Origin of the sequence: Vibrio hippocampi, assembly GCF_921292975.1 — a bacterium.
Taxonomy (GTDB): Bacteria; Pseudomonadota; Gammaproteobacteria; order Enterobacterales; family Vibrionaceae; genus Vibrio; species Vibrio hippocampi.
In genome coordinates this window covers 474,707-497,506 of the sequence record NZ_CAKLCM010000001.1, presented here as the reverse complement: position 1 = coordinate 497,506, position 22,800 = coordinate 474,707, and the positions used below count along the sequence as shown (strand labels likewise).

General features: G+C 44.2%; 21 protein-coding genes, 1 tRNA gene, 2 rRNA genes and 1 other RNA gene. 9 read left to right on the top strand and 16 right to left on the bottom strand.

From position 1 onward, the window contains the following. The 9 genes from L9Q39_RS02475 to dusA form a co-directional block, all read right to left on the bottom strand. Positions 1-293: ribosomal RNA gene (locus L9Q39_RS02475) — 23S ribosomal RNA — on the bottom strand; the annotation flags it as partial. 410 nt (positions 294-703) lie between these two features. Further along, positions 704-779: transfer RNA gene (locus L9Q39_RS02470), tRNA-Ala, on the bottom strand. An 82-nt stretch (positions 780-861) separates the two neighbouring features. Further along, positions 862-2,414, bottom strand: a 16S ribosomal RNA gene (locus L9Q39_RS02465). 620 nt (positions 2,415-3,034) lie between these two features. Further along, entirely contained in the window at positions 3,035-3,808 is a 774-nt protein-coding gene (locus tag L9Q39_RS02460) for a phosphoadenylyl-sulfate reductase (RefSeq protein ID WP_237483539.1), read from the bottom strand. Continuing rightward, positions 3,801-5,519, bottom strand: coding sequence for an assimilatory sulfite reductase (NADPH) hemoprotein subunit (gene cysI, locus L9Q39_RS02455; protein WP_237483538.1), 1,719 nt, complete (start codon positions 5,517-5,519; stop codon positions 3,801-3,803). Before cysI ends, L9Q39_RS02460 begins: the two co-directional genes overlap by 8 nt. Further along, a complete protein-coding gene (locus L9Q39_RS02450) occupies positions 5,519-7,351 on the bottom strand; it encodes an assimilatory sulfite reductase (NADPH) flavoprotein subunit (protein ID WP_237483537.1) in 1,833 nt (610 codons plus the stop codon). Before L9Q39_RS02450 ends, cysI begins: the two co-directional genes overlap by 1 nt. 106 nt (positions 7,352-7,457) lie before the next feature. Next, entirely contained in the window at positions 7,458-7,688 is a 231-nt protein-coding gene (locus tag L9Q39_RS02445) for a thymidylate kinase (RefSeq protein ID WP_237483536.1), read from the bottom strand. Positions 7,689-7,800: 112 nt separating this feature from the next. Then, entirely contained in the window at positions 7,801-8,010 is a 210-nt protein-coding gene (locus L9Q39_RS02440) for an envelope stress response protein PspG (protein WP_237483535.1), read from the bottom strand. A 158-nt stretch (positions 8,011-8,168) separates the two neighbouring features. Further along, the gene (gene dusA, locus L9Q39_RS02435; protein WP_237483534.1) at positions 8,169-9,173 is read right to left on the bottom strand and encodes a tRNA dihydrouridine(20/20a) synthase DusA; all 1,005 of its coding nucleotides are present in this window, start codon (positions 9,171-9,173) and stop codon (positions 8,169-8,171) included. Positions 9,174-9,545: 372 nt separating this feature from the next. On the opposite strand from dusA, the gene zur reads away from it, so the two are divergent. Both zur and L9Q39_RS02425 read left to right on the top strand, forming a co-directional pair. Next, a complete protein-coding gene (gene zur, locus L9Q39_RS02430) occupies positions 9,546-9,989 on the top strand; it encodes a zinc uptake transcriptional repressor Zur (RefSeq protein WP_237483533.1) in 444 nt (147 codons plus the stop codon). Positions 9,990-10,007: 18 nt separating this feature from the next. Next, positions 10,008-10,469 carry a chemotaxis protein CheX gene (locus L9Q39_RS02425; RefSeq protein ID WP_237483532.1) on the top strand — a complete coding sequence of 154 codons (462 nt, stop codon included), beginning with the start codon at positions 10,008-10,010 and terminating at the stop codon, positions 10,467-10,469. 53 nt (positions 10,470-10,522) lie between these two features. Here L9Q39_RS02425 and L9Q39_RS02420 read toward each other — a convergent pair whose 3' ends face one another. The 3 genes from L9Q39_RS02420 to L9Q39_RS02410 are packed head-to-tail and all read right to left on the bottom strand — an operon-like array spanning position 10,523 to position 13,558. After that, positions 10,523-11,740: an FAD-dependent 2-octaprenylphenol hydroxylase gene (locus L9Q39_RS02420; RefSeq protein ID WP_237483531.1), complete on the bottom strand. Its 1,218-nt coding sequence runs from the start codon at positions 11,738-11,740 to the stop codon at positions 10,523-10,525. Between the two features lie 6 nt (positions 11,741-11,746). Further along, entirely contained in the window at positions 11,747-12,940 is a 1,194-nt protein-coding gene (gene ubiH, locus L9Q39_RS02415; RefSeq protein WP_237483530.1) for a 2-octaprenyl-6-methoxyphenyl hydroxylase, read from the bottom strand. A gap of 36 nt (positions 12,941-12,976) precedes the next feature. Then, on the bottom strand, positions 12,977-13,558 hold the full coding sequence (locus L9Q39_RS02410; protein ID WP_237483529.1) for a YecA/YgfB family protein: 582 nt from the start codon (positions 13,556-13,558) through the stop codon (positions 12,977-12,979). A 358-nt stretch (positions 13,559-13,916) separates the two neighbouring features. On the opposite strand from L9Q39_RS02410, the gene zapA reads away from it, so the two are divergent. The 5 genes from zapA to serA all read left to right on the top strand — a co-directional run bounded on the left by zapA (position 13,917) and on the right by serA (position 17,288). Beyond that, positions 13,917-14,228, top strand: coding sequence for a cell division protein ZapA (gene zapA, locus L9Q39_RS02405; RefSeq protein ID WP_237483528.1), 312 nt, complete (start codon positions 13,917-13,919; stop codon positions 14,226-14,228). A gap of 1 nt (position 14,229) precedes the next feature. Further along, a non-coding RNA gene (gene ssrS, locus L9Q39_RS02400) (6S RNA) lies at positions 14,230-14,413 on the top strand. A 4-nt stretch (positions 14,414-14,417) separates the two neighbouring features. Beyond that, a complete protein-coding gene (locus L9Q39_RS02395) occupies positions 14,418-14,999 on the top strand; it encodes a 5-formyltetrahydrofolate cyclo-ligase (protein ID WP_237483527.1) in 582 nt (193 codons plus the stop codon). A 164-nt stretch (positions 15,000-15,163) separates the two neighbouring features. Further along, positions 15,164-15,820 (top strand): ribose-5-phosphate isomerase RpiA, encoded by a 657-nt coding sequence (rpiA, locus tag L9Q39_RS02390; RefSeq protein WP_237483526.1) that lies wholly within the window; start codon positions 15,164-15,166, stop codon positions 15,818-15,820. A 238-nt stretch (positions 15,821-16,058) separates the two neighbouring features. Beyond that, complete coding sequence (serA, locus tag L9Q39_RS02385) at positions 16,059-17,288, top strand: phosphoglycerate dehydrogenase (RefSeq protein ID WP_237483525.1); 1,230 nt, start codon at positions 16,059-16,061, stop codon at positions 17,286-17,288. 100 nt (positions 17,289-17,388) lie between these two features. Here serA and L9Q39_RS02380 read toward each other — a convergent pair whose 3' ends face one another. Both L9Q39_RS02380 and L9Q39_RS02375 read right to left on the bottom strand, forming a co-directional pair. Further along, entirely contained in the window at positions 17,389-18,087 is a 699-nt protein-coding gene (locus L9Q39_RS02380; protein WP_237483554.1) for an oxidative stress defense protein, read from the bottom strand. A gap of 155 nt (positions 18,088-18,242) precedes the next feature. Beyond that, positions 18,243-19,142, bottom strand: a complete 900-nt coding sequence (locus L9Q39_RS02375) for a LysR family transcriptional regulator ArgP (RefSeq protein ID WP_237483524.1) — start codon at positions 19,140-19,142, stop codon at positions 18,243-18,245. Positions 19,143-19,261: 119 nt separating this feature from the next. On the opposite strand from L9Q39_RS02375, the gene L9Q39_RS02370 reads away from it, so the two are divergent. Beyond that, positions 19,262-19,885 (top strand): LysE/ArgO family amino acid transporter, encoded by a 624-nt coding sequence (locus L9Q39_RS02370; RefSeq protein WP_237483523.1) that lies wholly within the window; start codon positions 19,262-19,264, stop codon positions 19,883-19,885. Positions 19,886-19,916: 31 nt separating this feature from the next. Beyond that, a complete protein-coding gene (locus L9Q39_RS02365; RefSeq protein WP_237483522.1) occupies positions 19,917-20,399 on the top strand; it encodes a YbaK/EbsC family protein in 483 nt (160 codons plus the stop codon). Positions 20,400-20,473: 74 nt separating this feature from the next. Here the strand turns inward: L9Q39_RS02365 and L9Q39_RS02360 are convergent, their stop codons facing one another. Both L9Q39_RS02360 and fbaA read right to left on the bottom strand, forming a co-directional pair. Continuing rightward, on the bottom strand, positions 20,474-21,340 hold the full coding sequence (locus tag L9Q39_RS02360) for a mechanosensitive ion channel domain-containing protein (RefSeq protein WP_237483521.1): 867 nt from the start codon (positions 21,338-21,340) through the stop codon (positions 20,474-20,476). A gap of 299 nt (positions 21,341-21,639) precedes the next feature. Further along, a complete protein-coding gene (gene fbaA, locus L9Q39_RS02355; RefSeq protein WP_237483520.1) occupies positions 21,640-22,716 on the bottom strand; it encodes a class II fructose-bisphosphate aldolase in 1,077 nt (358 codons plus the stop codon). Positions 22,717-22,800 lie beyond the last annotated feature (84 nt).

The window sequence follows — 22,800 nt, the reverse complement described above, 5'->3', positions numbered from 1 at the left end:
TCTTCACCTGACGTGCTAAAAGCTTAAGGGCTAATCCAATTTCGCTCGCCGCTACTTTCGGAATCTCGGTTGATTTCTTTTCCTCGGGGTACTTAGATGTTTCAGTTCCCCCGGTTCGCCTCATTAACCTATGTATTCAGTTAATGATACTAGCTTATGCTAGTGGGTTTCCCCATTCAGACATCCCAGACTCACAGGTTGTTACTACCTAATCTGGGCTTATCGCAAGTTACTACGTCTTTCATCGCCTCTGACTGCCAAGGCATCCACCGTGTACGCTTAGTCACTTAACCATACAACCCCAAAGAGTTTCTAAAGAAATCTTGGCGCTGTCGTTAAACAACCAAAGTCGCTATCTCATTATTTGAATGAGCGAGATAGCTTTGATTTTGCCGGACTCAAATAACTCTTTATTTCCGCTTTTTATAAAAAAGCAGAAGCAAAAAGTGAACAAACACAACCGAAGTTATGTTGTTTCCAAGAACACTTGAATGTGTGTTGGTACCTAATCATTCTTTATTGAAAAGAATCACTAGGATTTGAGAACTTTTATTTGAATAACAACGCTTATCTAAAAGATAAGGGGATTGTTGTTATTCGTCAGCTTTCCAAATTGTTAAAGAGCAATGTTTCACCTTCTCTATAAAGAAGGAAACCATTTCTAAATATTCTCAAGCAAATGCCGAAAGAAAACACTTAAAGATGGTGGAGCTAACCGGGATCGAACCGGTGACCTCTTGCCTGCCAGGCAAGCGCTCTCCCAGCTGAGCTATAGCCCCATCTGGTAGTAGCATAATCCTTTCTACTTGCTCTAAAAACCATATCAATCTGTGTGAACACTCATCGCAATAATCTTATCGTTAAGGAGGTGATCCAGCGCCAGGTTCCCCTAGCGCTACCTTGTTACGACTTCACCCCAGTCATGAACCACAAAGTGGTGAGCGTCCTCCCGAAGGTTAAACTACCCACTTCTTTTGCAGCCCACTCCCATGGTGTGACGGGCGGTGTGTACAAGGCCCGGGAACGTATTCACCGTAGCATTCTGATCTACGATTACTAGCGATTCCGACTTCATGGAGTCGAGTTGCAGACTCCAATCCGGACTACGACGCACTTTTTGGGATTCGCTCACCATCGCTGGTTGGCCGCCCTCTGTATGCGCCATTGTAGCACGTGTGTAGCCCTACTCGTAAGGGCCATGATGACTTGACGTCGTCCCCACCTTCCTCCGGTTTATCACCGGCAGTCTCCCTGGAGTTCCCGACATTACTCGCTGGCAAACAAGGATAAGGGTTGCGCTCGTTGCGGGACTTAACCCAACATTTCACAACACGAGCTGACGACAGCCATGCAGCACCTGTCTCAGAGCTCCCGAAGGCACACCAGAATCTCTTCCGGCTTCTCTGGATGTCAAGAGTAGGTAAGGTTCTTCGCGTTGCATCGAATTAAACCACATGCTCCACCGCTTGTGCGGGCCCCCGTCAATTCATTTGAGTTTTAATCTTGCGACCGTACTCCCCAGGCGGTCTACTTAACGCGTTAGCTCCGAAAGCCACTCCTCAAGGGAACAACCTCCAAGTAGACATCGTTTACGGCGTGGACTACCAGGGTATCTAATCCTGTTTGCTCCCCACGCTTTCGCATCTGAGTGTCAGTATCTGTCCAGGGGGCCGCCTTCGCCACCGGTATTCCTTCAGATCTCTACGCATTTCACCGCTACACCTGAAATTCTACCCCCCTCTACAGTACTCTAGTCCGCCAGTTTCAAATGCAGTTCCGAGGTTGAGCCCCGGGCTTTCACATCTGACTTAACGAACCACCTGCATGCGCTTTACGCCCAGTAATTCCGATTAACGCTCGCACCCTCCGTATTACCGCGGCTGCTGGCACGGAGTTAGCCGGTGCTTCTTCTGTCGCTAACGTCAAAGATATACGCTATTAACGTATACCCCTTCCTCACGACTGAAAGTGCTTTACAACCCGAAGGCCTTCTTCACACACGCGGCATGGCTGCATCAGGCTTGCGCCCATTGTGCAATATTCCCCACTGCTGCCTCCCGTAGGAGTCTGGACCGTGTCTCAGTTCCAGTGTGGCTGATCATCCTCTCAGACCAGCTAGGGATCGTCGCCTTGGTGAGCCATTACCTCACCAACTAGCTAATCCCACCTGGGCTAATCTTGACGCGAGAGGTCCGAAGATCCCCCTCTTTGGCCCGAAGGCATTATGCGGTATTAGCCATCGTTTCCAATGGTTATCCCCCACATCAAGGCATATTCCCAGGCATTACTCACCCGTCCGCCGCTCGACGCCGCTATCGTTCCCCGAAGGTTCAGATAACTCGTTTCCGCTCGACTTGCATGTGTTAGGCCTGCCGCCAGCGTTCAATCTGAGCCATGATCAAACTCTTCAATTTAAGATTTTGATTCCCTATAAATAGGGGAGACTCAACGAATACTGACTTCAAAACTGTCCTTACTCGAAAGTAAGAAGTCATTTTAAAGCTATTGTTGTTCCAACAGAACAACAATGAATTGACTGTGCCAAGTCTTTCGACTTGTTTGGTCACTCAGTTCATTGAAATCTAAATGGATACCGAAGTATCTCTTTTTGATTATCATCAACGAGTGCCCACACAGATTGATAGGTTTATATTGTTAAAGAGCGTTTTACTTTGTGAGCTTTCTCTCAAAGTGGACGGCCATTTTAGCGAGATAATCTTCAGTGTCAACCACTTTCTTGTTTATTTTTTTCTTTTTTGAATCAAACAAACTTTTATCTTTTCCGACGGCTCGTCGTTCTGACTATTGGCTTGAAGCCTTATTGGCTCTGCCGTGTCAGTGAGGTCGCATTATAGGGAGCTTTAGTTTATTGGCAAGCGCTTTTTTAAGAAAAATGCAAAAATAACGTCTATTTGTCGAATTTTGAATCAAACCGCCAAATCTTCAAGTTTTATCCTAAGCATGACTACAAGTTATCCACAGAGTTATTAAAAAAGGGAGCAAATGCTCCCTTTTAAATTCAAGATTTCGTTATCTATATACCTGAACCATCTTGCTCAGCATCATCTTCATGCAGACCACACTCGCGTTTCAATCCATTAAAACGGGTTTCCTCTTCTTTTAGGCCCGCTTCCCACTTCTTAGTGGAGTGTGTATCCCCTACAGATAGATAGCCTTGATCTCTTAGTGGATGATAACTTAAGTTATGTTCCACTAGATATTCATGTACCTGCTTGCTACTCCAATCGATGATTGGCAAGAATTTAAAGCGTCCATTTTGGATCGCTAACACGGGTAGATGTGATCGACTCTCTGACTGTTCACGTCGCAAGCCTGAAAACCAAGTCTGTACATTGAGGGTTTCAAGCGCTTTTTTCATCGGTTCAACCTTGTTGATCTGATTATAACGCTTCAGCCCCTCTAATCCTTGCTCCCATAACTTACCATAGCGAGCTTCTTGCCAGGCAGTACTGATCTCCGCCCTATATATATGTAGGTTTAAATTTAAGGTCTCGGTCAAGTGGTCTATAAAGCTGTAGGTTTCAGAAAATAGATGACCAGTATCCGTTAATACCACCGGAATATCCGGTTTAACACTATTAACCAGATGCAACATCACTGCCGCTTGTATTCCGAAACTTGAACTGAGGATATGCTCACCAGGCAAATACTCTAAAGCCCAACAGATTCTCTCTACTGCAGTGAGTCGTTCCAATTCACTATTCAGCTCGGCCAACTTAATGATCTGTTCAGTCTTGGTCAGCGAAAGTAAATCGTCGAGTTTAAAGTTGTCCTGGGTTTTAAGCATACAGATCCCTCTTTGATACTTTCACTTCCGCTATAATGCCCGCGCGAATAACAAAATCGCCGAACGCTTCTTTATCTTGGCGTTGTTCAATCCATTGCCCAACCAGTTGGTCAATATGTTCTAGGATCTCTTTATCTGTGATGTTCTCTTTATACATCTTAGGAATACGAGTTCCTTGCGGATTGCCACCTAGGTGTAGATTGTATCGACCTGGTGCTTTACCCACTAAACCAATTTCTGCCAACATCGCTCTACCACAACCATTTGGACAGCCTGTGACACGCAAGACGATACTCTCACCTTTAGGTACCGAGTGTTTATCAAACACATTCTCAACTTGAGTGACAAAGTCCGGTAAGAAACGTTCCGCTTCCGCCATCGCTAATGGACAGGTAGGAAACGCAACACACGCCATTGAGTTCTTTCTTTGCTCCGATGTCTCATCACTCATCAAACCATGCTGACGAGCAATCGCTTCAATTTTGTTTTTATTCGACTTAGCCACTCCCGCAACAATCAAGTTCTGGTTTGCTGTCATGCGAAAATCCCCTTTGTGGATTTTTGCAATCTCCGCCATACCTGTCTTAAGTGGTTTGCCTGGATAATCGAGTAAACGACCATTCTCGATAAACAGAGCTAAGTGATGTTTACCATCAATGCCTTCAACCCAACCAATACGATCCCCACGACCTGTAAACTCGTAGTCACGACTGACCGCAAACTGGGTTTCAGCTCGACGCTCGACCTCTGCCTTAAAGACATCAATACCGACACGGTCTAATGTGTATTTCGTTTTGGCATTTTTACGATTTGAACGATTACCCCAATCGCGCTGGGTGGTGACAACCGCCTCGGCAACAGCCAGAGTTTTCTCGACAGGAATGAAGCCGAAATCATCGGCTCTCCTAGCATAAGTAGAAGTGTCCCCATGCGTCATAGCAAGACCACCCCCGACGAGTACATTGAACCCCACCAGTTTGCCGTTTTCGGCTATGGCAACAAAGTTAAGATCATTAGCATGCACATCCACATCATTCTGCGGTGGAATCACGACCGTTGTTTTAAATTTACGAGGAAGATAAGTTTTACCCAGAATCGGTTCATCTTCTTCTGTGGTCTCGACTTTCTCACCATCTAACCAGATCTCTGCATACGCTTTTGTCTTTGGAAGAAGGTGTTCGCTGATTTTCTTCGCCCATTCATAAGCTTCTTGATGCAGCTCTGATTCAACTGGGTTGGTGGTGCAGAGTACGTTTCGGTTGACATCACCAGCGGTGGCAATCGAGTCAATACCGATTTGGTTAAGAGTCTGGTGCATCAGTTTGATGTTTGGCTTTAACACACCATGAAACTGAAACGTTTGACGAGTCGTCAGACGGATACTGCCATACAGCGAATGCTCTGTTGCAAACTTATCGATAGCTAACCACTGCTTTGGTGTAATGACACCACCGGGCATTCTCGCACGCAACATAACGTTGTGCAGTGGTTCCAATTTTTGCTTCGCTCGCTCGTTACGAATGTCACGGTCATCTTGCTGATACATACCGTGGAAACGGATCAGCTGAAAATTATCGGCAGTAAAGCCTCCTGTAATGGGATCTTGGAGATCTTGCTCAATAGTGCCTCGCAGCAAATTACTCTGCTTTTTAAGACGTTCGTTATCAGATAGAGGTCCTAATACTTCGCCTAATACTTCTTGCTTACTCATTAGTACACATCCTTTTGATAACGTTTTGCTTTACGTAGTTGGTTTACATATTCCTCTGCTTGATCTAAGTCTTTACCACCATGCTGTTTTACAATCTCGATCAATGCAGCGTGTACATCTTTGGCCATATGGTTGGCATCACCACATACATAGACGTGAGCCCCCTCTTCTAACCATTGCCAAACTTGTTGTCCTTGTGCAAGTAAGCGGTGCTGAACATAGACTTTCTCATGTTGGTCACGGCTAAATGCCACATCAAGGCGAGATAAAACACCTGACTTAAGATATTTCTGCCATTCAACTTGATACAAGAAGTCTTGAGTGAAGGTCCTATCACCAAAGAACAACCAGTTTTTACCTTGCGCATCACTATTTTCGCGCTCTTGAACAAAGCTCCTAAACGGTGCAATGCCCGTTCCTGGTCCTACCATGATGATCGGAGTATTGTCATCTTCTGGCAGTTTAAAGTGATTGTTACTCTCTACGTAAACCTTAACTTCCCCGCCTTCTTCAAGACCGTGAGATAAGAATTTCGATGCGCCGCCAAAGCGAGATTCATCACCTGCTTGGTATTCCACTAAACCCACGGTGAGGTGAACTTCTTCTCCAACCTCTTCTTGGCTTGATGCAATAGAGTAGAGACGTGGCGTTAAACGACGCAGCAAAGAAAGTAATGCTTCAGGATCAAGCTTGGCTTTTTTCTCTTTGAACACATCCAGTACTTGTGTATTGGCTGCGTAATTTCTTAGTTTCTCTTTATCTTCAACCAGCTTGAGCAGCTTTTTGCTGTCTGCGAGTTCAGCGTACTTGGTCACAAGTTGTGGGTTCGATGCAGTAATCTCATAGTAACCAATTAATGCAGAGCGAATTGAAAGACTCTGCTCATCCACATTGACGCTTTCGACGCCAGAAAGACCGACTTGATGTAAGATTTTATCGACTAACTCCGCGCTGTTTTCATACCACACCCCAAGCGCATCACCTGGTTGATACGTTAGACCCGAACCTTCCAAATCAATCTCGATATGACGTACATCTTTACCTGAATCACGACCTGTGATTTTTTGACTGGTCAGCAATGTTGCTGTATAGGGCGATTGCTTGGTATAGCTAATAGATGCGGCAGCGGTCGATACAGGTAGAGTGACCACATCGGCTTGATGAGAAGCGATATCGGATTGAACGACTTCCAAGGCACTTTTTTTCCACTGAGCAGCCGCTTCATCGTAGTCGACGTCGCAGTCAATACGCTCAATAAATGCCGTCGCCCCGAGTTTGCCCAGATAAGCATCAAAGTCCTTACCTGTTTGGCAAAAGAATTCGTAGCTAGAGTCACCTAAACCGATAACACCATATTTAAGGTTCGGTAACTTAGGTGCTTTCTTTGATTGCAAAAATTCATGCAGCTCTATTGCATTGTCAGGGGCTTCACCTTCACCATTAGTCGACGCAACAATAATTACGTGCGTCTCTTTCGCGAGGTTTTTACCTTTATAATCACTCGCATCAAAAAGCTGCGCTTCAATACCCAAAGCTTTTGCTTCTTGCTCTAGTGATTCTGCAACTCCTTTTGCATTACCAGTTTGAGAAGCGAAAATAATGGTTAGCTTCCCAGCAGGCTGAGTGGCAGCAGAACTGACTGCTGTCGCGACTGGAGATAATTGTGCAGGAGCCTGTGCTTGACTGATTCCCCAGAAATAACCGCTTAACCAAGCCATTTGACTTGATGATAATTCTGCAGAAACTTGCTGAAGTTGTGATAACTGCTGCTCATTAATCGGCGCAGTCAAACCCAATGGGTCTTGAGGTTTTATATTTCCATTTGATGACATAGTCACGACATTCCTAATCATTGCGTGACGATAGATTAACCAACGAATTTAATAACAAGAAAGAATAGATATGTATGTTTTATAACTTTTTGGAAGAAGAGGGGAATTACTTGGCTTCGATACGGACCTCACTAAAGCCGACAGCCAAAGCAGATTTCGATGCGGTATCGAGATCCGTGTATTGGCACTCTGCGCCATGGGTGTCGGTTAGCATCAAAAATCCACCTTGGCAGTGACGAAACTCGACGATCCATCCACCCTCTGCAGAAGAGGGTTCGATGATCGCCTCAATGAGTTGATTCTGATAATAGAGTTGCTTCAATTCCGTTATAGTCATGTTTTGCTCCAGCATCCATTGTCCATGTGAGAACTCTACCGGTTCCTGTCACTGATTATCTTAACTATAGCAATTGAAACTTATTTATGATGACTTTCTCACTACGGTTTCATTAATTGGACTGAGCCACAAAGCGCTTATATATCCATATCGCAATAAGAAACGCCAACACATAAGGTAGCAGTTGCAGCATAACGCCTATCATACCGAGCATCACCATCACTAAAAACGATCCCGCTATCGCTAAGGTCACCGTCAAAGCAGTCACACCCGTCATCACCAAGATAGCCAGAAACACCAGAACAAATACCAATTCAAACATACATTCACCTTATAAGGCTGATACAACTGTATTTACTATTGCACAACTCATTCCAACTTCATCAAACGCAATGTAATCATAAACTTAGATAAAATAAAAAACGCCGAAGTATCGTAAGATACTTCGGCGTTGGTAAATTTCACCATTTATAGGCTAAATCATACATCCAACTCTTGGGGGATTTTGTTTAATGCAGTTTGCAAAACTTCGATACCTGCACCTTTTTTATGAGCGTTTTCACTGATGTATCTTCTCCACTGTCTTGCACCTGGCATCGCTTGGAAAAGACCAATCATATGACGAGAAATATGACCAAGATAAGAACCTTTAGATAATTGCTCCTCGATATATGGGTACATCTCTTCAACAACTTGCTTACGCTTTTTTACCGGTGTCGATAGACCGAAGATTCGCTGGTCAACCTCAGCTAAGATATATGGGTTCTGGTAAGCTTCACGACCAATCATCACACCATCAAGAAATTTAAGGTGTTCAAGAGCCTCATCTAAAGTTTTAATGCCACCGTTAACGGCAATATCAAGATGTGGGAAGTCCTGCTTAATCTGATAAGCCCTTGGATAATCCAGTGGTGGAATTTCACGATTTTCTTTTGGGCTTAAACCACTAAGCCAAGCTTTTCTTGCATGAATCGTAAAATGCTCACAAGCGGCTTTTTCAGAGACTGTCGATACAAACGAGGTAAGAAACTCGTAGCTATCTTGATCGTCAATTCCTATTCGTGTTTTTACCGTAACGGGAATATCAACCACTTCTTTCATCGCAGCAACACATTCAGCCACTAAGTCCGGCTCTGCCATTAGACAGGCACCAAAACGACCATTTTGCACACGATCTGACGGGCAGCCTACATTTAGGTTGATTTCATCATAGCCACGCTCTGCACCCAGTTTAGCGCAAGTCGCAAGATCGGTGGGGTTTGAGCCACCCAGTTGCAAGGCAACAGGATGCTCCTCTTGGTTATAAGCCAGAAAGTCACCTTTGCCATGAATAATCGCACCTGTCGTTATCATCTCGGTATAAAGCAAAGTCTGAGAGGATAATAAGCGATGAAAGTAGCGACAATGTCTATCCGTCCAATCGAGCATGGGTGCTACTGAAAGGCGACTTGCATTGAATTGGCTTGTGGTGTCTGGCTTGGTCATTGGTTTACCTATTAATTTCATCTTTTCATTTCGCTAGATATTGCGAAATCACTACGCTGAACAATGGCATAACTCACGATGATAAATGTCCGCAATCGATATAGATGCGCATATCACCATGAATAAAAAGCAGGCGATCATACACACAGAACCCTCAAGATTCAAAGCAATGTTCTACTTTGAATATATCAGCATGATTTTTATAGGAATTCTTAACAACTAAACTTTGCAAACATAAATCAATGGATTGGTCACTTAATATGATAATACGCTCAAAATTCAATAAATTTCGTCAGGAAACAAACCTCTAAATAGCGACGGCAAAAGATAAATAGGTTAACATGTGCCGAGTGCAATTATGTAGGTAGTCACTTGAAACAATCACTCATTCAACAAATAGAAGCTATATGTTCCGACCGAGGCGTGCGTCTTACTCCTCAACGGAGACTGGTATTTGAACTGATTAGTAAAAATAAAAAAGCGTCGAGTGCTTACGAGTTACTAGAGCAACTCAAAGCTGTCGAACCACAAGCGAAGCCTCCTACCGTATACCGAGCGCTAGACTTCCTGTTGGAACAAGGCTTCATTCATCGTGTGGAATCTACCAATAGTTTTGTTTCTTGTTGCTCATTTGGCGAGCAGAAGCACTTTTCGCATTTACTGATTTGTGACAAATGTGGCAATGTCGTTGAACTGCAAGATGATAATCTGATAGCCTTACTCGATAAAAATATAGATAAACACCAATTTCAGTTTTCCAATCATGTTATAGAATCACATGGTACATGTAAAAACTGTTCATCATTGGAAAAATAAACAACAATAGAAAAAGTTATGCGTGCTGAATTTGTAAACCCGTTTCTCGCCTCTCTAATGAATGTATTAAAGACCATGGCGTCGATGGAGCTAAAACCACTGAAACCAAGAATCAAAAAGGATGAAGTGGCAAGAGGCGATGTCTCTGGACTGATCGGGATGGTCGCAAGCCAATCTCGCGGCTCCATGTCTATCACTTTTGAAGAAGGTCTTGCATTAGAAATTATGCAAAATATGTTAGGTGAAAGACCTAATGGCCTAAATGAAGAAGTCACTGATATGGTTGGTGAAATCACTAATATGGTCACTGGTGGCGCCAAGCGTATCTTGGCCGAAAGTGGTTTTGATTTTGATATGGCAACGCCTGTCGTTGTCTCAGGTAAAGGTCACACGATTCGCCATAAATGTGAGGGAGCGATTATTTTAATGCCGTTCACCTCTGAATGGGGCAATGCTTTTATCGAGATTTGCTTCGAATAATTTCTTGCGAAAGATATAAAAAATCCCCATTGGGGATTTTTTATATCTTAAGACTAATCATAACTCTCACGAGCAAGTTGCGGTAACTCACCCTTTAGCCCCAATGCGCGGTCAATAATGTCTTGCTTCATCGGTGGTAGTTTATCAACTAGGCTCATACCTAAACCTCTAAACAGCTTTTTGGCAGGATGACTGCCATCAAACAGATCTTTAAACCCTTGCATGACGGCGATCATTTGCGCGGCTTCTGCTTTTCGCCAACGTTCGTAATACCTAAGGTTACGTTTGCGACCAATATCCTTGCCTGCACTCCACAATTTCAATAACTCTTCGGCAAGACTTGCCGCATCCAACAAACCAAGATTAACGCCCTGCCCCGCTAGTGGATGTATGGTATGTGCCGCATCGCCAACTAATGCCACCCTTTCCGTGACAAAATCTCGGGCATATCTCATTTTTAATGGAAACAGGCGACGTTCAGTCACCACCTCACACAGACCCAAACGACAATCAAACTCTGCTGCGAGCACTTTATTGAACTCAGCGTCTGGCATTGAGACTAAATTTTCCGCTCGCAATGGATCCGTTGACCAAACGATAGAGCAGAGGTTGTGTTCATCTAATGGCAAAAACGCCAATGGACCATGAGGGGTAAATATTTGCCTTGCGACCTTATCATGTGGCTGAGTAACTTTGATATTCGCCACTAACGCGCTGTGGCCATAATCCCAGTGAGTCAATGGAGTGTTTTGTTGCTTTCTCACCCATGAATTTGCGCCATCCGCCCCGACAACAAGCTTAGTCGTCAAAACATTGCCATCATCAAGGGTCATCCACACTTCACTTTCACCAACCGCCATCGTTTGACAGCGGTTGGGCATAAAGAGCGTGACATTACTCTGTTTCTTGACCACCTCAAGTAGCGATCGTTGTATCACTTGGTTTTCTACAATATGCCCTAAGTTCTGCTGTAACATCTGCTCAGCTTGAAACTCAATTTTAGCAAAGCTGTCTTGTTCCCAAATCTCCATACCGGTGTAATCGCTACAACGATACTTTTCAATCTCTTGCCATACCCCAAGCTTGCGCAGCATGACTTCGCTTGCACGACTTAAAGCGGACACTCGACTATCGGCAACCGGAGACAACGTTTCTGAGGGCGTAATACCTTCAATAATCGCAATACGAAAATCGCTTTCTTCTAATGCCCTAGCTAAAGCCAGACCAACCATACCGCCACCGACGATGGTCAAATCAAAGTTATGCATCATATTTTTTTACCTATCCACATTGCCTAATGCGCGTTGAAAAAGTGGACGTTTAAGTTGCGGGAGATTATCCATGATCCCGAGACCAATATTACGGCTAACCAATAACGGAAAAAAGGGATTAGAAAATAAATGCACCAATCCTGAAGTCATCGCTATCGTTTGCTGTCGGTCTTGAGCACGACGTTGCTGATACTGAATGAGCGGGGTATAGCCACCAACATCTTGAAGATTTTCGACTATGGTATCGACTAACGAAGCAACATCCCGGATACCAAGATTGAATCCCTGCCCAGCAATAGGGTGTAACGTTTGAGCTGCATTACCGACTGCGGCAAAACGGTGGGAAATAATCTGTTCTCGATAACGAAGAGTTAACGGGTAAATTGAACGCTCACCACTCTTTTCAATACGCCCTAAACGCCAGCCAAAAGCTGCTTGTAGTTCTGAACAAAATGCTTGTTCTGGCAATTGAGAAAGACGCTTTGCTTCATGTTCTGGCATACACCAAACCAACGAACTGCGCTTATTGCTCATAGGCAATAACGCTATCGGTCCATAGCGGGTGAATCGCTCGAAAGCTTGTCCTTGGTGGGGCTGAGATGTTTGCACATTGGCAATCAAACCAAACTGAGAAAATGACTCGATCTTCTGCTCTAAGCCAATGGCTTGGCAACTGTTTGAGTCTGCCCCATCAGCCGCCACCAGCAGTTTAGCGCTTAACTGTATTATCTCGCCTTCTTGACCATCCTTAAGTGATATCAGCACTGAATCACTGGTTTGATCAAGGTTCTCTAGCTGATAAGGACAATAGAGCGTTATATTGTCATTTTGCCGCAGTGCTTGATTGAAGCGTTTACCCACTTCAGCTAATTCAACCACATACCCCATTGCAGGAAGATGGTAATCTGACGCGGTAAACTCTGTCATGCCCGCATGACCCTGGTCTGAAACATGAATGTGCTTAATGGCGGTGCCATGATCAGCAATCAGTGACCATAGGTGCCACTGCTTTAACAGATTCACGGTTCCTAACGATAAGGCTATAGAGCGAGCATCAAAGCCGGGGTGTGCATGATCATTGATTTGATAAGACTCAACAACCGCAATCTTTAGCTGCTGTTGGCTCGCTTGATCTAATGCCAAAGCCAATGTCGCGCCAGACATAGCGCCACCGACGATCACCACATCATACGGTTCCATCAGTACTCACCTCCCTATGGTAAACGTGCATTAGACTTAATGAATCACCGGCTTTTCTTGCTTATCTGACGGTTTGGCACCAAATTCAGCGTGCAGTGTGAGTACGCAAACTTTAACATGATCGATAACCTGTTCTAATAACTGGGCTTGCTCTTCAAGATCATCATCTTCATCAATCCCCAGACGAGCAATCTCCTCAAGATCTTGCAATGCTTCTTTGCTGTCAACGGAGGCTTTCTTCAAATCGGCACCAATCAAACCGATGCCTGAGATAAAGTGATTCACCCATTCGCTTAAGCCATCTGCCAATTCAAATACCGTTGCATCAACTTGCTCATCAGGGATAAATAGAGAAAGCTCAAAACCGGTGGTATCCGTCAATTCTTCCGATGACTTATTTAACAGTTGTTGAGCGCGCTGCAACGTACTTTGCGGCCAGCCCATTCCATCGTTGGTGTAATCAAACAGTAGTGGCTGCCAACTATTATCCTTGAGCCCTAAACCACCACTAAGCATACCGACCAGTAAGCCATGAAGCTCTGCAGGCGATACCGCCAAACCGGCTTGTTGTAATTCTGTGGCCACACTAATGTAATTTGGTAAAGATGTTTCGCTCATATCTGCTCTCATCGGATTTCGTTGCAATGTAAATGACACTTCCTTAAGAATCAGCAAACTGTTCCAATACTTAAGTGAGTCACTTCGGATAATAGACTTTATACTGTTATGCTACCACTTCCGTTCCATTGCGAAAACGTACATGACGACCTTAGTGGATAGCTTTTGTACGAATTGCCCATTTCCTGTGTGATTGACCACGCATTTACCTGTCAAGGTTCGGAAAAGCTTGAATCTTAAAGAGGCTTTTTCTATAGTTTCTCCCTCAAGATTACCACCTATGGTGATATGCTTAGTGAAACTTAGAGCAATTCGCTTTAAGTAAATTCTAGGCACAGACAAACGAGTTGCTTTCATTATGGATAATCAAGCTGTTGAAGTAGAAATTCTGGGTAAATTAACTCAGGTAAACTGTCCTGCTGGTCAGGAAGAGACCCTTATCAAAGCAGCAAAAGATCTTGATGAACGATTGCAACAGATGGCGCAAAAGACTAAAGTAACCAACGAGGTTAAGCTTTTAACGATTGCTGCGTTAAACATGTCTTACGAACTCAACAGTCGGGATGCGGCATCATCCGAAACCATGACTGAAATGGATGAGCGAATGGAAAAGCTCACCGCTTCTCTAGAAGAAGTATTAAGCAAAGTTAAGCAAGGACAGCAAGCCTAAATTTACCCTGGAGTGTGCGTCAGTGGATTTAAGTCCCTGAGCCGATAAGCAATCCTTAAGGGTTAGTACTTGGTAGCTATTGAGCAAGCTCGGCTTGAACTGAGAAGCCTACGGTTATCATTGCTGATCCGCCTTGAACCAGCTGGTTCAAGGGCCACAATCCTCAACGGCACTCTGGGGTACTCCTCTATGACACAGCGACAATCTCTCCGTCAGCTTATTCGTCAACAAAGACAATCTCTCTCTTACGATGAACAACAGCAGGCAGCACAGGATTTAGTTGTGCAATTGGCTAACCTTGATGGCATTGCAAAAGCGAAGCGCGTTGCTCTTTATCTCGCGGCTGATGGTGAGCTGGATGTCACACCAGCGATAAACTGGTTTTGGGATAACGGCATCGAAACATATCTGCCTGTGATCCATCCCTTCTCAAAAGGACATTTGTTGTTTCTCCGTTATCACTCGGAGACACCACTGGTGCACAATCGCTACCAAATACGAGAACCCAAACTAGATAAGACCCAAATATGCCCGGTCGCAGAACTTGATATCATCTTTACTCCCCTTGTTGCGTTTGACCGAACTGGGCAACGACTCGGCATGGGCGGGGGTTATTACGACCGCACATTGCAGCCTTGGCGTCATAACAACAAAGGACCGAGTGCAATTGGGTTGGCTCACCATTGTCAGTTAGTGGAACAATTACCAACCGAAGCTTGGGATGTTCCTCTTGCCACCATCGTTACTCCCCAAAGAATTTGGTGTTGGTAAACTTTTCTTTATCTAGTGTCTATTAACGATCTCTCGCAAGGCAATCGATTACTTTTCAATAAAACATTATCAATTTTTGATATATAATCCCGCGGTATTGGTACTCAAGAGCTAAAATCACAACTCTTTGGGTAACATTTTAACTCTAGCTCTAGGACTCAAGCATGACTCAAGATGAGATGAAAAAAGCTGCTGGCTGGGCAGCATTAAAATATGTAGAGAAAGACAGTATTGTCGGTGTTGGCACAGGTTCTACCGTTAACCACTTTATTGATGCTCTAGGCAGCATCAAAGACGATATTAAAGGTGCGGTATCTAGCTCAGTAGCATCGACTGAAAAGCTGAAGGCCCTAGGCATTGAAGTATTCGATTGCAACGATGTGGCTTACCTAGATGTCTATGTTGATGGTGCCGATGAAATCAATGCGGCGCGTCATATGATCAAAGGGGGCGGTGCAGCACTGACTCGCGAAAAGATCGTAGCCGCTATTGCCAACAAGTTTGTATGCATTGTTGATGGTAGCAAAGCGGTGACAACTTTGGGCGAATTCCCACTGCCGGTTGAAGTTATTCCAATGGCACGCTCATACGTTGCACGTGAACTGGTGAAGTTGGGTGGTGATCCGGTTTACCGTGAAGGCGTGACAACGGACAATGGCAACGTGATCCTTGACGTATACGGTCTTAAGATTACCGATCCTAAAGGCTTGGAAGACAAAATCAATGCCCTTGCCGGTGTTGTAACTGTGGGGCTTTTTGCTCACCGTGGGGCGGATGTTGTCATCACGGGTACTCCAGAAGGCGCCAAAGTCGAAGAGTAAGTATTACGTTATTTGTTTACAAACGGCGCCTAGAGCGCCGTTTTTGTTTCTGAATATAATAAATTTATGTCTTATACCGTAATTTTCTTACCCAAACTGAGAGTTTTTTGTTACTTTATTGCTCACAAGACGCACAAGGAAAATGTTATGTGATCCTAGCTGGGATACCCTCTTCTATCATCCCGCTGTGATATGTGCGCCCACTTTTCCTCTATTTTCCATTTTAAGGATGAATTAAATGGCCAAAGTTTCACTCGAAAAAGACAAGATCAAAATTCTTCTTCTTGAAGGCTTGCACCCATCTTCGGTTGAAGTGTTGGAGGCGGCTGGATACACCAACATCACTTATCACAAGGGTTCATTACCTGAAGAAGAATTAATTGAAGCGGTTAAAGATGTCCATTTTATCGGTATTCGTTCCCGATCTAACCTTACGGAAGAGGTGATCAACGCCGCCGAAAAATTAGTTGCGATTGGTTGTTTCTGCATTGGTACTAACCAAGTTGATCTTGCCGCTGCTGCCAAACGAGGCGTGCCCGTATTTAACGCTCCGTTCTCCAACACCCGTAGTGTGGCAGAACTCGTGCTTGGTCAAATTTTATTACTGCTACGTGGTATCCCAGAGAAAAATGCACTCGCACACCGTGGTATCTGGAAGAAGAGCGCAGATAACTCCTATGAAGCTCGTGGTAAACGTCTAGGTATTATTGGCTACGGTCACATCGGTACTCAATTGAGTATTATTGCAGAAAACCTCGGTATGAAAGTTTACTTCTACGATATCGAGAACAAACTTTCATTGGGTAATGCGACTCAAGTTGCGACGATGACTGAACTGCTTAACAAGTGTGACGTGATTTCTCTGCATGTGCCAGAGACAGCAGGGACTAAAAACATGATGGGCGCGGAAGAGTTCGCTCGCATGAAGCCCGGCTCGATCTTCATTAATGCGGCTCGTGGTACGGTGGTAGATATTCCGGCACTCGCAGCTGCGTTAGAAAGTGGTCACATTGGTGGCGCAGCCGTTGACGTATTCCCGGAAGAGCCAAAAACTAACGCAGACCCATTTGAGTCGCCGTTAATGAAGTTTGATAACGTGATCCTCACTCCTCACGTTGGTGGCTCAACTCAAGAAGCTCAAGAGAATATCGGCGTAGAAGTCGCGGGTAAACTGGCGAAATACTCAGACAACGGCTCAACACTGTCTAGTGTTAACTTCCCTGAAGTCTCCTTACCTCAGCACACTGAATGTTCGCGTCTGCTACACATTCACCAAAACCGCCCTGGTATCCTGACGCAAATCAACACTATCTTTGCTCAAGACGGTATCAACATTGCGGCTCAGTATCTGCAAACCTCTGCTGACATTGGTTATGTTGTTATTGATGTAGAAACGGCTCGTTCTGCAGAAGCGCTTGCTAAGCTTAAAGAGATTGAAGGCACACTGCGTGCTCGCATTCTTCACTAAGTATAGATTCAGCTAAAAAAAGACCTCTGGTTCAATCGAACCAGAGGTCTTTTTTATGTCGAGTACCGAATGGGGATATCGACGACGTAACCGAAGAAAACTATGGCTGCTCTATCTGATAAATCACTTCAACACGATCATGAATCTTGATAAGCGAATCCTGATAACTCGCGGATTCAACGTTACTGTCCATCGCCATACTTCGCATTAATACCGGCTGATTGGACGGTTGGCGATAGACAATTCGCCACACTTGCCCCAAATCATAACCAAAACCTTGTGCCAATGACGCCGCTTTAGTCTGCGCATCTTTAATCGCGGCTAAGCGCGCTGCTTGCTGGTACTGACCTTGATCCCGAACTTTAAGCTGAATGTTATCCACTTGATTGATGCCAGAAGCCAGCGCAAGATCCAAATAAAGGTTGAGTCTGTCTAACTGCTCTACTTTCACCGTCATAGTGCGTGATGCTTGGTAACCAACCAACTCCTGCTTACCGCGTTCCGGGTATTGGTACTCGGGAGAAATATAGAGATTGGAACTGGTAAACGACTCTTTTTTAACCCCTTTCGCAGTCAAACCGGCAATAAAATTATCAACGATCGCATCCACTCTTTTTTTTGCCTTTTCAGCATCTAACTCCGTCTTGACGATACGGACCGTAAATTCTGCCATATCGGGAGTCACTTCAATTTCGCCGTACCCCGATGTTGATAGGTGGGGAAAACTAGGCTCGGCTGCCAAGGTATTCAATGAGCATACTGATAACAACAAAGCACTTAACGTCATGACTGGTTTCATCATTAAACCGTTCCTCTGGGTTGGTTAAATTCCGCTTTATCACCGGCGGATTTCTTTAATTTATAAGACGTTACAAATCTACTTATAGCCAAATTTAGACAACATAACAGAATGACGGTTCTCAATAATTAATATGCTGACACAACTTTGACGTATTAAGCTTGTGGTAAATATTGCCGAGCATAGCCAGTAATTGCCTCTGACACCTCAGATAACACGCCACTTTCGAGCTGCCAGTGATGCCAGTACATATGATGAGACAGCACGATCTTTGGCGTGATCTCGACCAGTTCACCACGCTCCAATTCATCTTGGATCTGAAGTTTCGGGATCAGACAATACGCGACACCTGACAACGCCAGTTTGACAAACGCTTCCGAACTGCGCACGGTGTGCTTGAGGATAGTGCCTGGCACAATATTAAAATGCTGGTTAACAAACTCTTGGTGCATCTTATCGTATTGGTCAAAGGCGACCGCTGGCGCTTTCATCAAGCTTTCACGATTAACGCCTTGAGAAAAGTAGCGCTTGATAAAGCTCGGACTCGCAACGCAGTGATAATCTATTCGACCTAAATAATCGGCGATACAACCCGATATTGATTGAGATTCACTACTGATCGCACCAATCACCTCACCATTTCTTAGCTTTTCAATCGTTCTGGCTTCATCATCAACAATAAGATCCAACTCGATGCGCTTCGCCTCAAGTAAGTTTGAAAGGCTAGGCAATAACCAAGTAGCTAAACTATCCGCATTGGTTGCCAATGACACAGAGTAAGGTTTATCCGCTAACTCTGCTGCCAACTCAGGAACCAGTTCTTGCTCTAACAGACGTACTCGGCGATATAAGCCCAACAGCTTCTTACCGACTGCAGTGGGTCTTGGGGGCTGCTCTCTAATCAATACCGGCTGTGAGAGCCATTTTTCAAGCTGCTTAACTCTCTGAGATACCGCCGACTGAGAAATATAGAGATGTTCTGCGGCTTTTTCAAAACTGCGCTGCTCAACAATCGCATCCAATGCCTCAATCCATTTGTAGTCCAATCCACGCATGTGACTTCCTGTTTAATAAAATTAGAGTTACTTATGAAATATTAAAATCATTAATTTCACTAATCATAATATAGTCGCTATTCTCGCGCTCTATTTTATACGCGGATAAGGATTGGAACGTGAATTTTTGGGTGCTTCTTCAAGGTTTTGGCTTAGGTGCAACGATGATTATTCCTATCGGTGCGCAAAATGCCTATGTACTCAATCAAGGCATTAAACGTCACCACCACCTGACAACAGCAACGATTTGCAGTGTGCTAGATATGCTGTTTATCTCTCTAGGCATATTTGGCGGTGGCGCTATTTTGTCTCAGAATGAATTGCTGCTCACTCTAGTGACCTTAGGTGGTATTGCATTCTTGACGGTATATGGCTTATTGTCACTAAAAAGTGCTTTTAAAACGCCAGCAACCTCAGAGTCAAAGAGTGAAGTGTTGGCAAGAGGTCGACGGACTGTCGTGCTTGGTGCATTAGCGGTAACGGTACTCAATCCACATTTATACCTAGATACTGTGGTTATCTTAGGTTCAATTGGGGGGCAGTTTGAAGGTAACGATAGAGTTTCATTCGCCATCGGCACCGTACTCGCATCATTTGTCTGGTTTTACTCGCTATCATTAGGCGCGGCGAAACTCGGACCAACACTGTCTAAACCGAAAGTGAAAAAAGGTATCGACATTGGTATTGCTACCATGATGTTTGCCATTGCCATCGCGCTCGCCCATCAACTTATGAGTAAGTAATCACAACCAAATTCAACTCAGTAACGGTAATATGAATAACATCGACACTCTCTACCAATACAACAAAACCTTGCTTTCGGAACTCTCCGTCAGTTACCAAAAATGGCAACATGAGCCTATTGTTGATTTCGCTACCGATGTAAAAGTTGCCGAACGACTAGGTTGGAGTGGAACTCATAGCAAAAGCTTATTTCTCAAAGTTAAAGGGGGTGGTTACGCCCTCTATCTCACTGATAAAGATAGTCGATTAGATAAAGCAAAGGTGAAGCTGGCACTAGCTAAGCGAACGTCGATTTGCAGCAATGATGAGATGACAGAGCAAATTGGCTGCATTCCCGGTGCGGTATGCCCCATTGGTTTGGATAAGCACATTACCCTATTAGTTGAAGCACACTTATTTCAGTGCGCTGAGATTCTTTATACTCCTGGCAAGCCTGATTACACATTTGCAATTTCAGGGGCGGATTTAAAACGTACTCTTGAGGCACTTCCCAATCCGCTGTTTGTGATATAAAAACAGGGATATAAAAAAGTTGGCATAAAAAAGGTGAAGCACATGCTTCACCTTTTGCTTTTCTACTCATTCCATTAGGATTCAGCTTTGTTTAGATGCACATCCATTTGTGGGAATGGGATTTCGATACCCTCTGCATCCAATGCCTCTTTAACCGCTTGTAGCGAATCAAAATAGACCGCCCAATAGTCTTCTGTACGCACCCAAGGACGAACAACAAAGTTAACTGAAGAATCCGCGAGTGCTACCACACCAATAGTGATGGCAGGATCTTTCAAAATACGCTCATCCGCTTCCAGCGCTTTTTGAATCACTTCTTTAGTCTTCTTAAGGTCTGCTCCATAAGAAACACCGATCACATGGTCAATTCGACGTGTCGCATGACGAGAATAGTTAGTAATTGGAGAGCCAATGACAGACGAGTTAGGCACAACCACCATTTTATTGTCGACTGTAGTTAAAATAGTTTGGAAGATCTGAATTGCATCTACCGAACCAGCTACGCCGCCAATCTCAACATAGTCTCCAGATTTAAACGGACGGAAACCAACAATAAGAACACCTGCCGCAAAGTTAGATAGTGAACCTTGCAGAGCTAAACCAATCGCTAAACCCGCTGCACCAATAACAGCAACAACGGACGCCGTCTGTACACCAACTCGGCTTAACGCGGCAATAAGAACAATCACAAACAAGGTGTAGCGCACAATACCGTGGATAAATTCCACTACGGCTTTATCCATACCTTTCTTGCGCAGTACCTTAGCGACACTACCCGCAATCACTTTGACGAAAATGTTACCAATAAAAAGTATTAGCAGTGCTGAGATGATATTGACACCATACTGCACCAAAAGATCAGAGTTATTCGATACCCACTTTTCCACACTGGAAAGACTATCAACGATCGACGTTTCAAGACCCACTGACTCACCAGCCATACTGTTTCCCTCTCAAAAAATTAACCAATTTGAATATTATGTACACCAAGTAGCCCAAGGATACAGGTAACTTAAGTGTAGAGTTCTGCCTAACACTGAAGGTTAGATATGCCTAAATAAAGTTAGGGTAATATTAAGACTTTAATTTTTAACGAATATTACCTAACAAAAGGTTACGCAATAGTTGTGATTTGCGCTAGTTTTTTTGTCGTAATTAATATTAATTTCTTTACCCACAAAAAAAGCCGCTCCCCAAGAGCGGCTTACTATGCATTAGCATATGACTAAATCGTCATAAATTACAATACGTCTACTGCGTTTAGGTCAGCAAATGCTTTCTCTAGACGAGCGACCATTGAAGCTTGACCAGCACGTAGCCATACACGTGGATCGTAGTACTTCTTGTTCGGCGCATCTTCGCCAGTTGGGTTACCGATTTGACCTTGTAGGTAATCGCGGTTGTCAGCTTCGTACGCGCGAACACCGTCCCAAGTTGCCCACTGAGTATCTGTATCGATGTTCATTTTGATAACACCGTAGCCGATAGACTCTTGGATTTCTGCTTCAGTAGAACCAGAACCGCCGTGGAATACGAAGTTTAGCGCATTTGGTGCAATACCGAACTTCTCTGCACAGTATGCTTGAGAATCACGCAGGATAGTTGGAGTTAGAACAACGTTACCTGGCTTGTAAACACCGTGTACGTTACCGAAAGATGCTGCGATAGTGAAACGTGGGCTAATAGCGCTTAGTTTCTCGTATGCGTATGCAACGTCTTCTGGTGAAGTGTAAAGCTCAGATGCGTCCATATCAGAGTTATCAACGCCGTCTTCTTCACCACCAGTACAACCAAGTTCGATCTCGATTGTCATGTTCATTTTAGCCATGCGCTCTAGGTACTTAGCACATGTTTCGATGTTCTCTTCTAGAGACTCTTCAGAAAGGTCTAGCATGTGAGAAGAGAATAGAGGCTTACCAGTTTGAGCGAAGAACTCTTCACCTGCGTCTAGTAGACCGTCGATCCATGGTAGAAGTTTCTTAGCAGCGTGGTCAGTGTGTAGGATTACTGGCACACCGTAAGCTTCAGCAACAGCGTGAACGTATTTAGCACCGGCTACAGCACCAAGAACTTGAGCACCTTGACCTTCAAGTTTAACGCCTTTACCAACGAAGAAAGCTGCGCCGCCGTTAGAGAACTGAACAACAACTGGAGATTTAACTTTAGCTGCTGCTTCTAGTACTGCGTTTACTGAGTCAGTACCAACAACGTTTACTGCAGGAAGAGCAAATTTGTTTTCTTTCGCAACTTCAAATACTTTCTGAACGTCATCACCAGAGATAACACCAGGTTTTACAAAATCGAAGATCTTAGACATGGAATAAGTCCTATTTTCTGTCGTTAAAAATTAAAAAGGCAACCGCTATATACCGTAAATTGTGTTTCTAAATAGAAACGATGG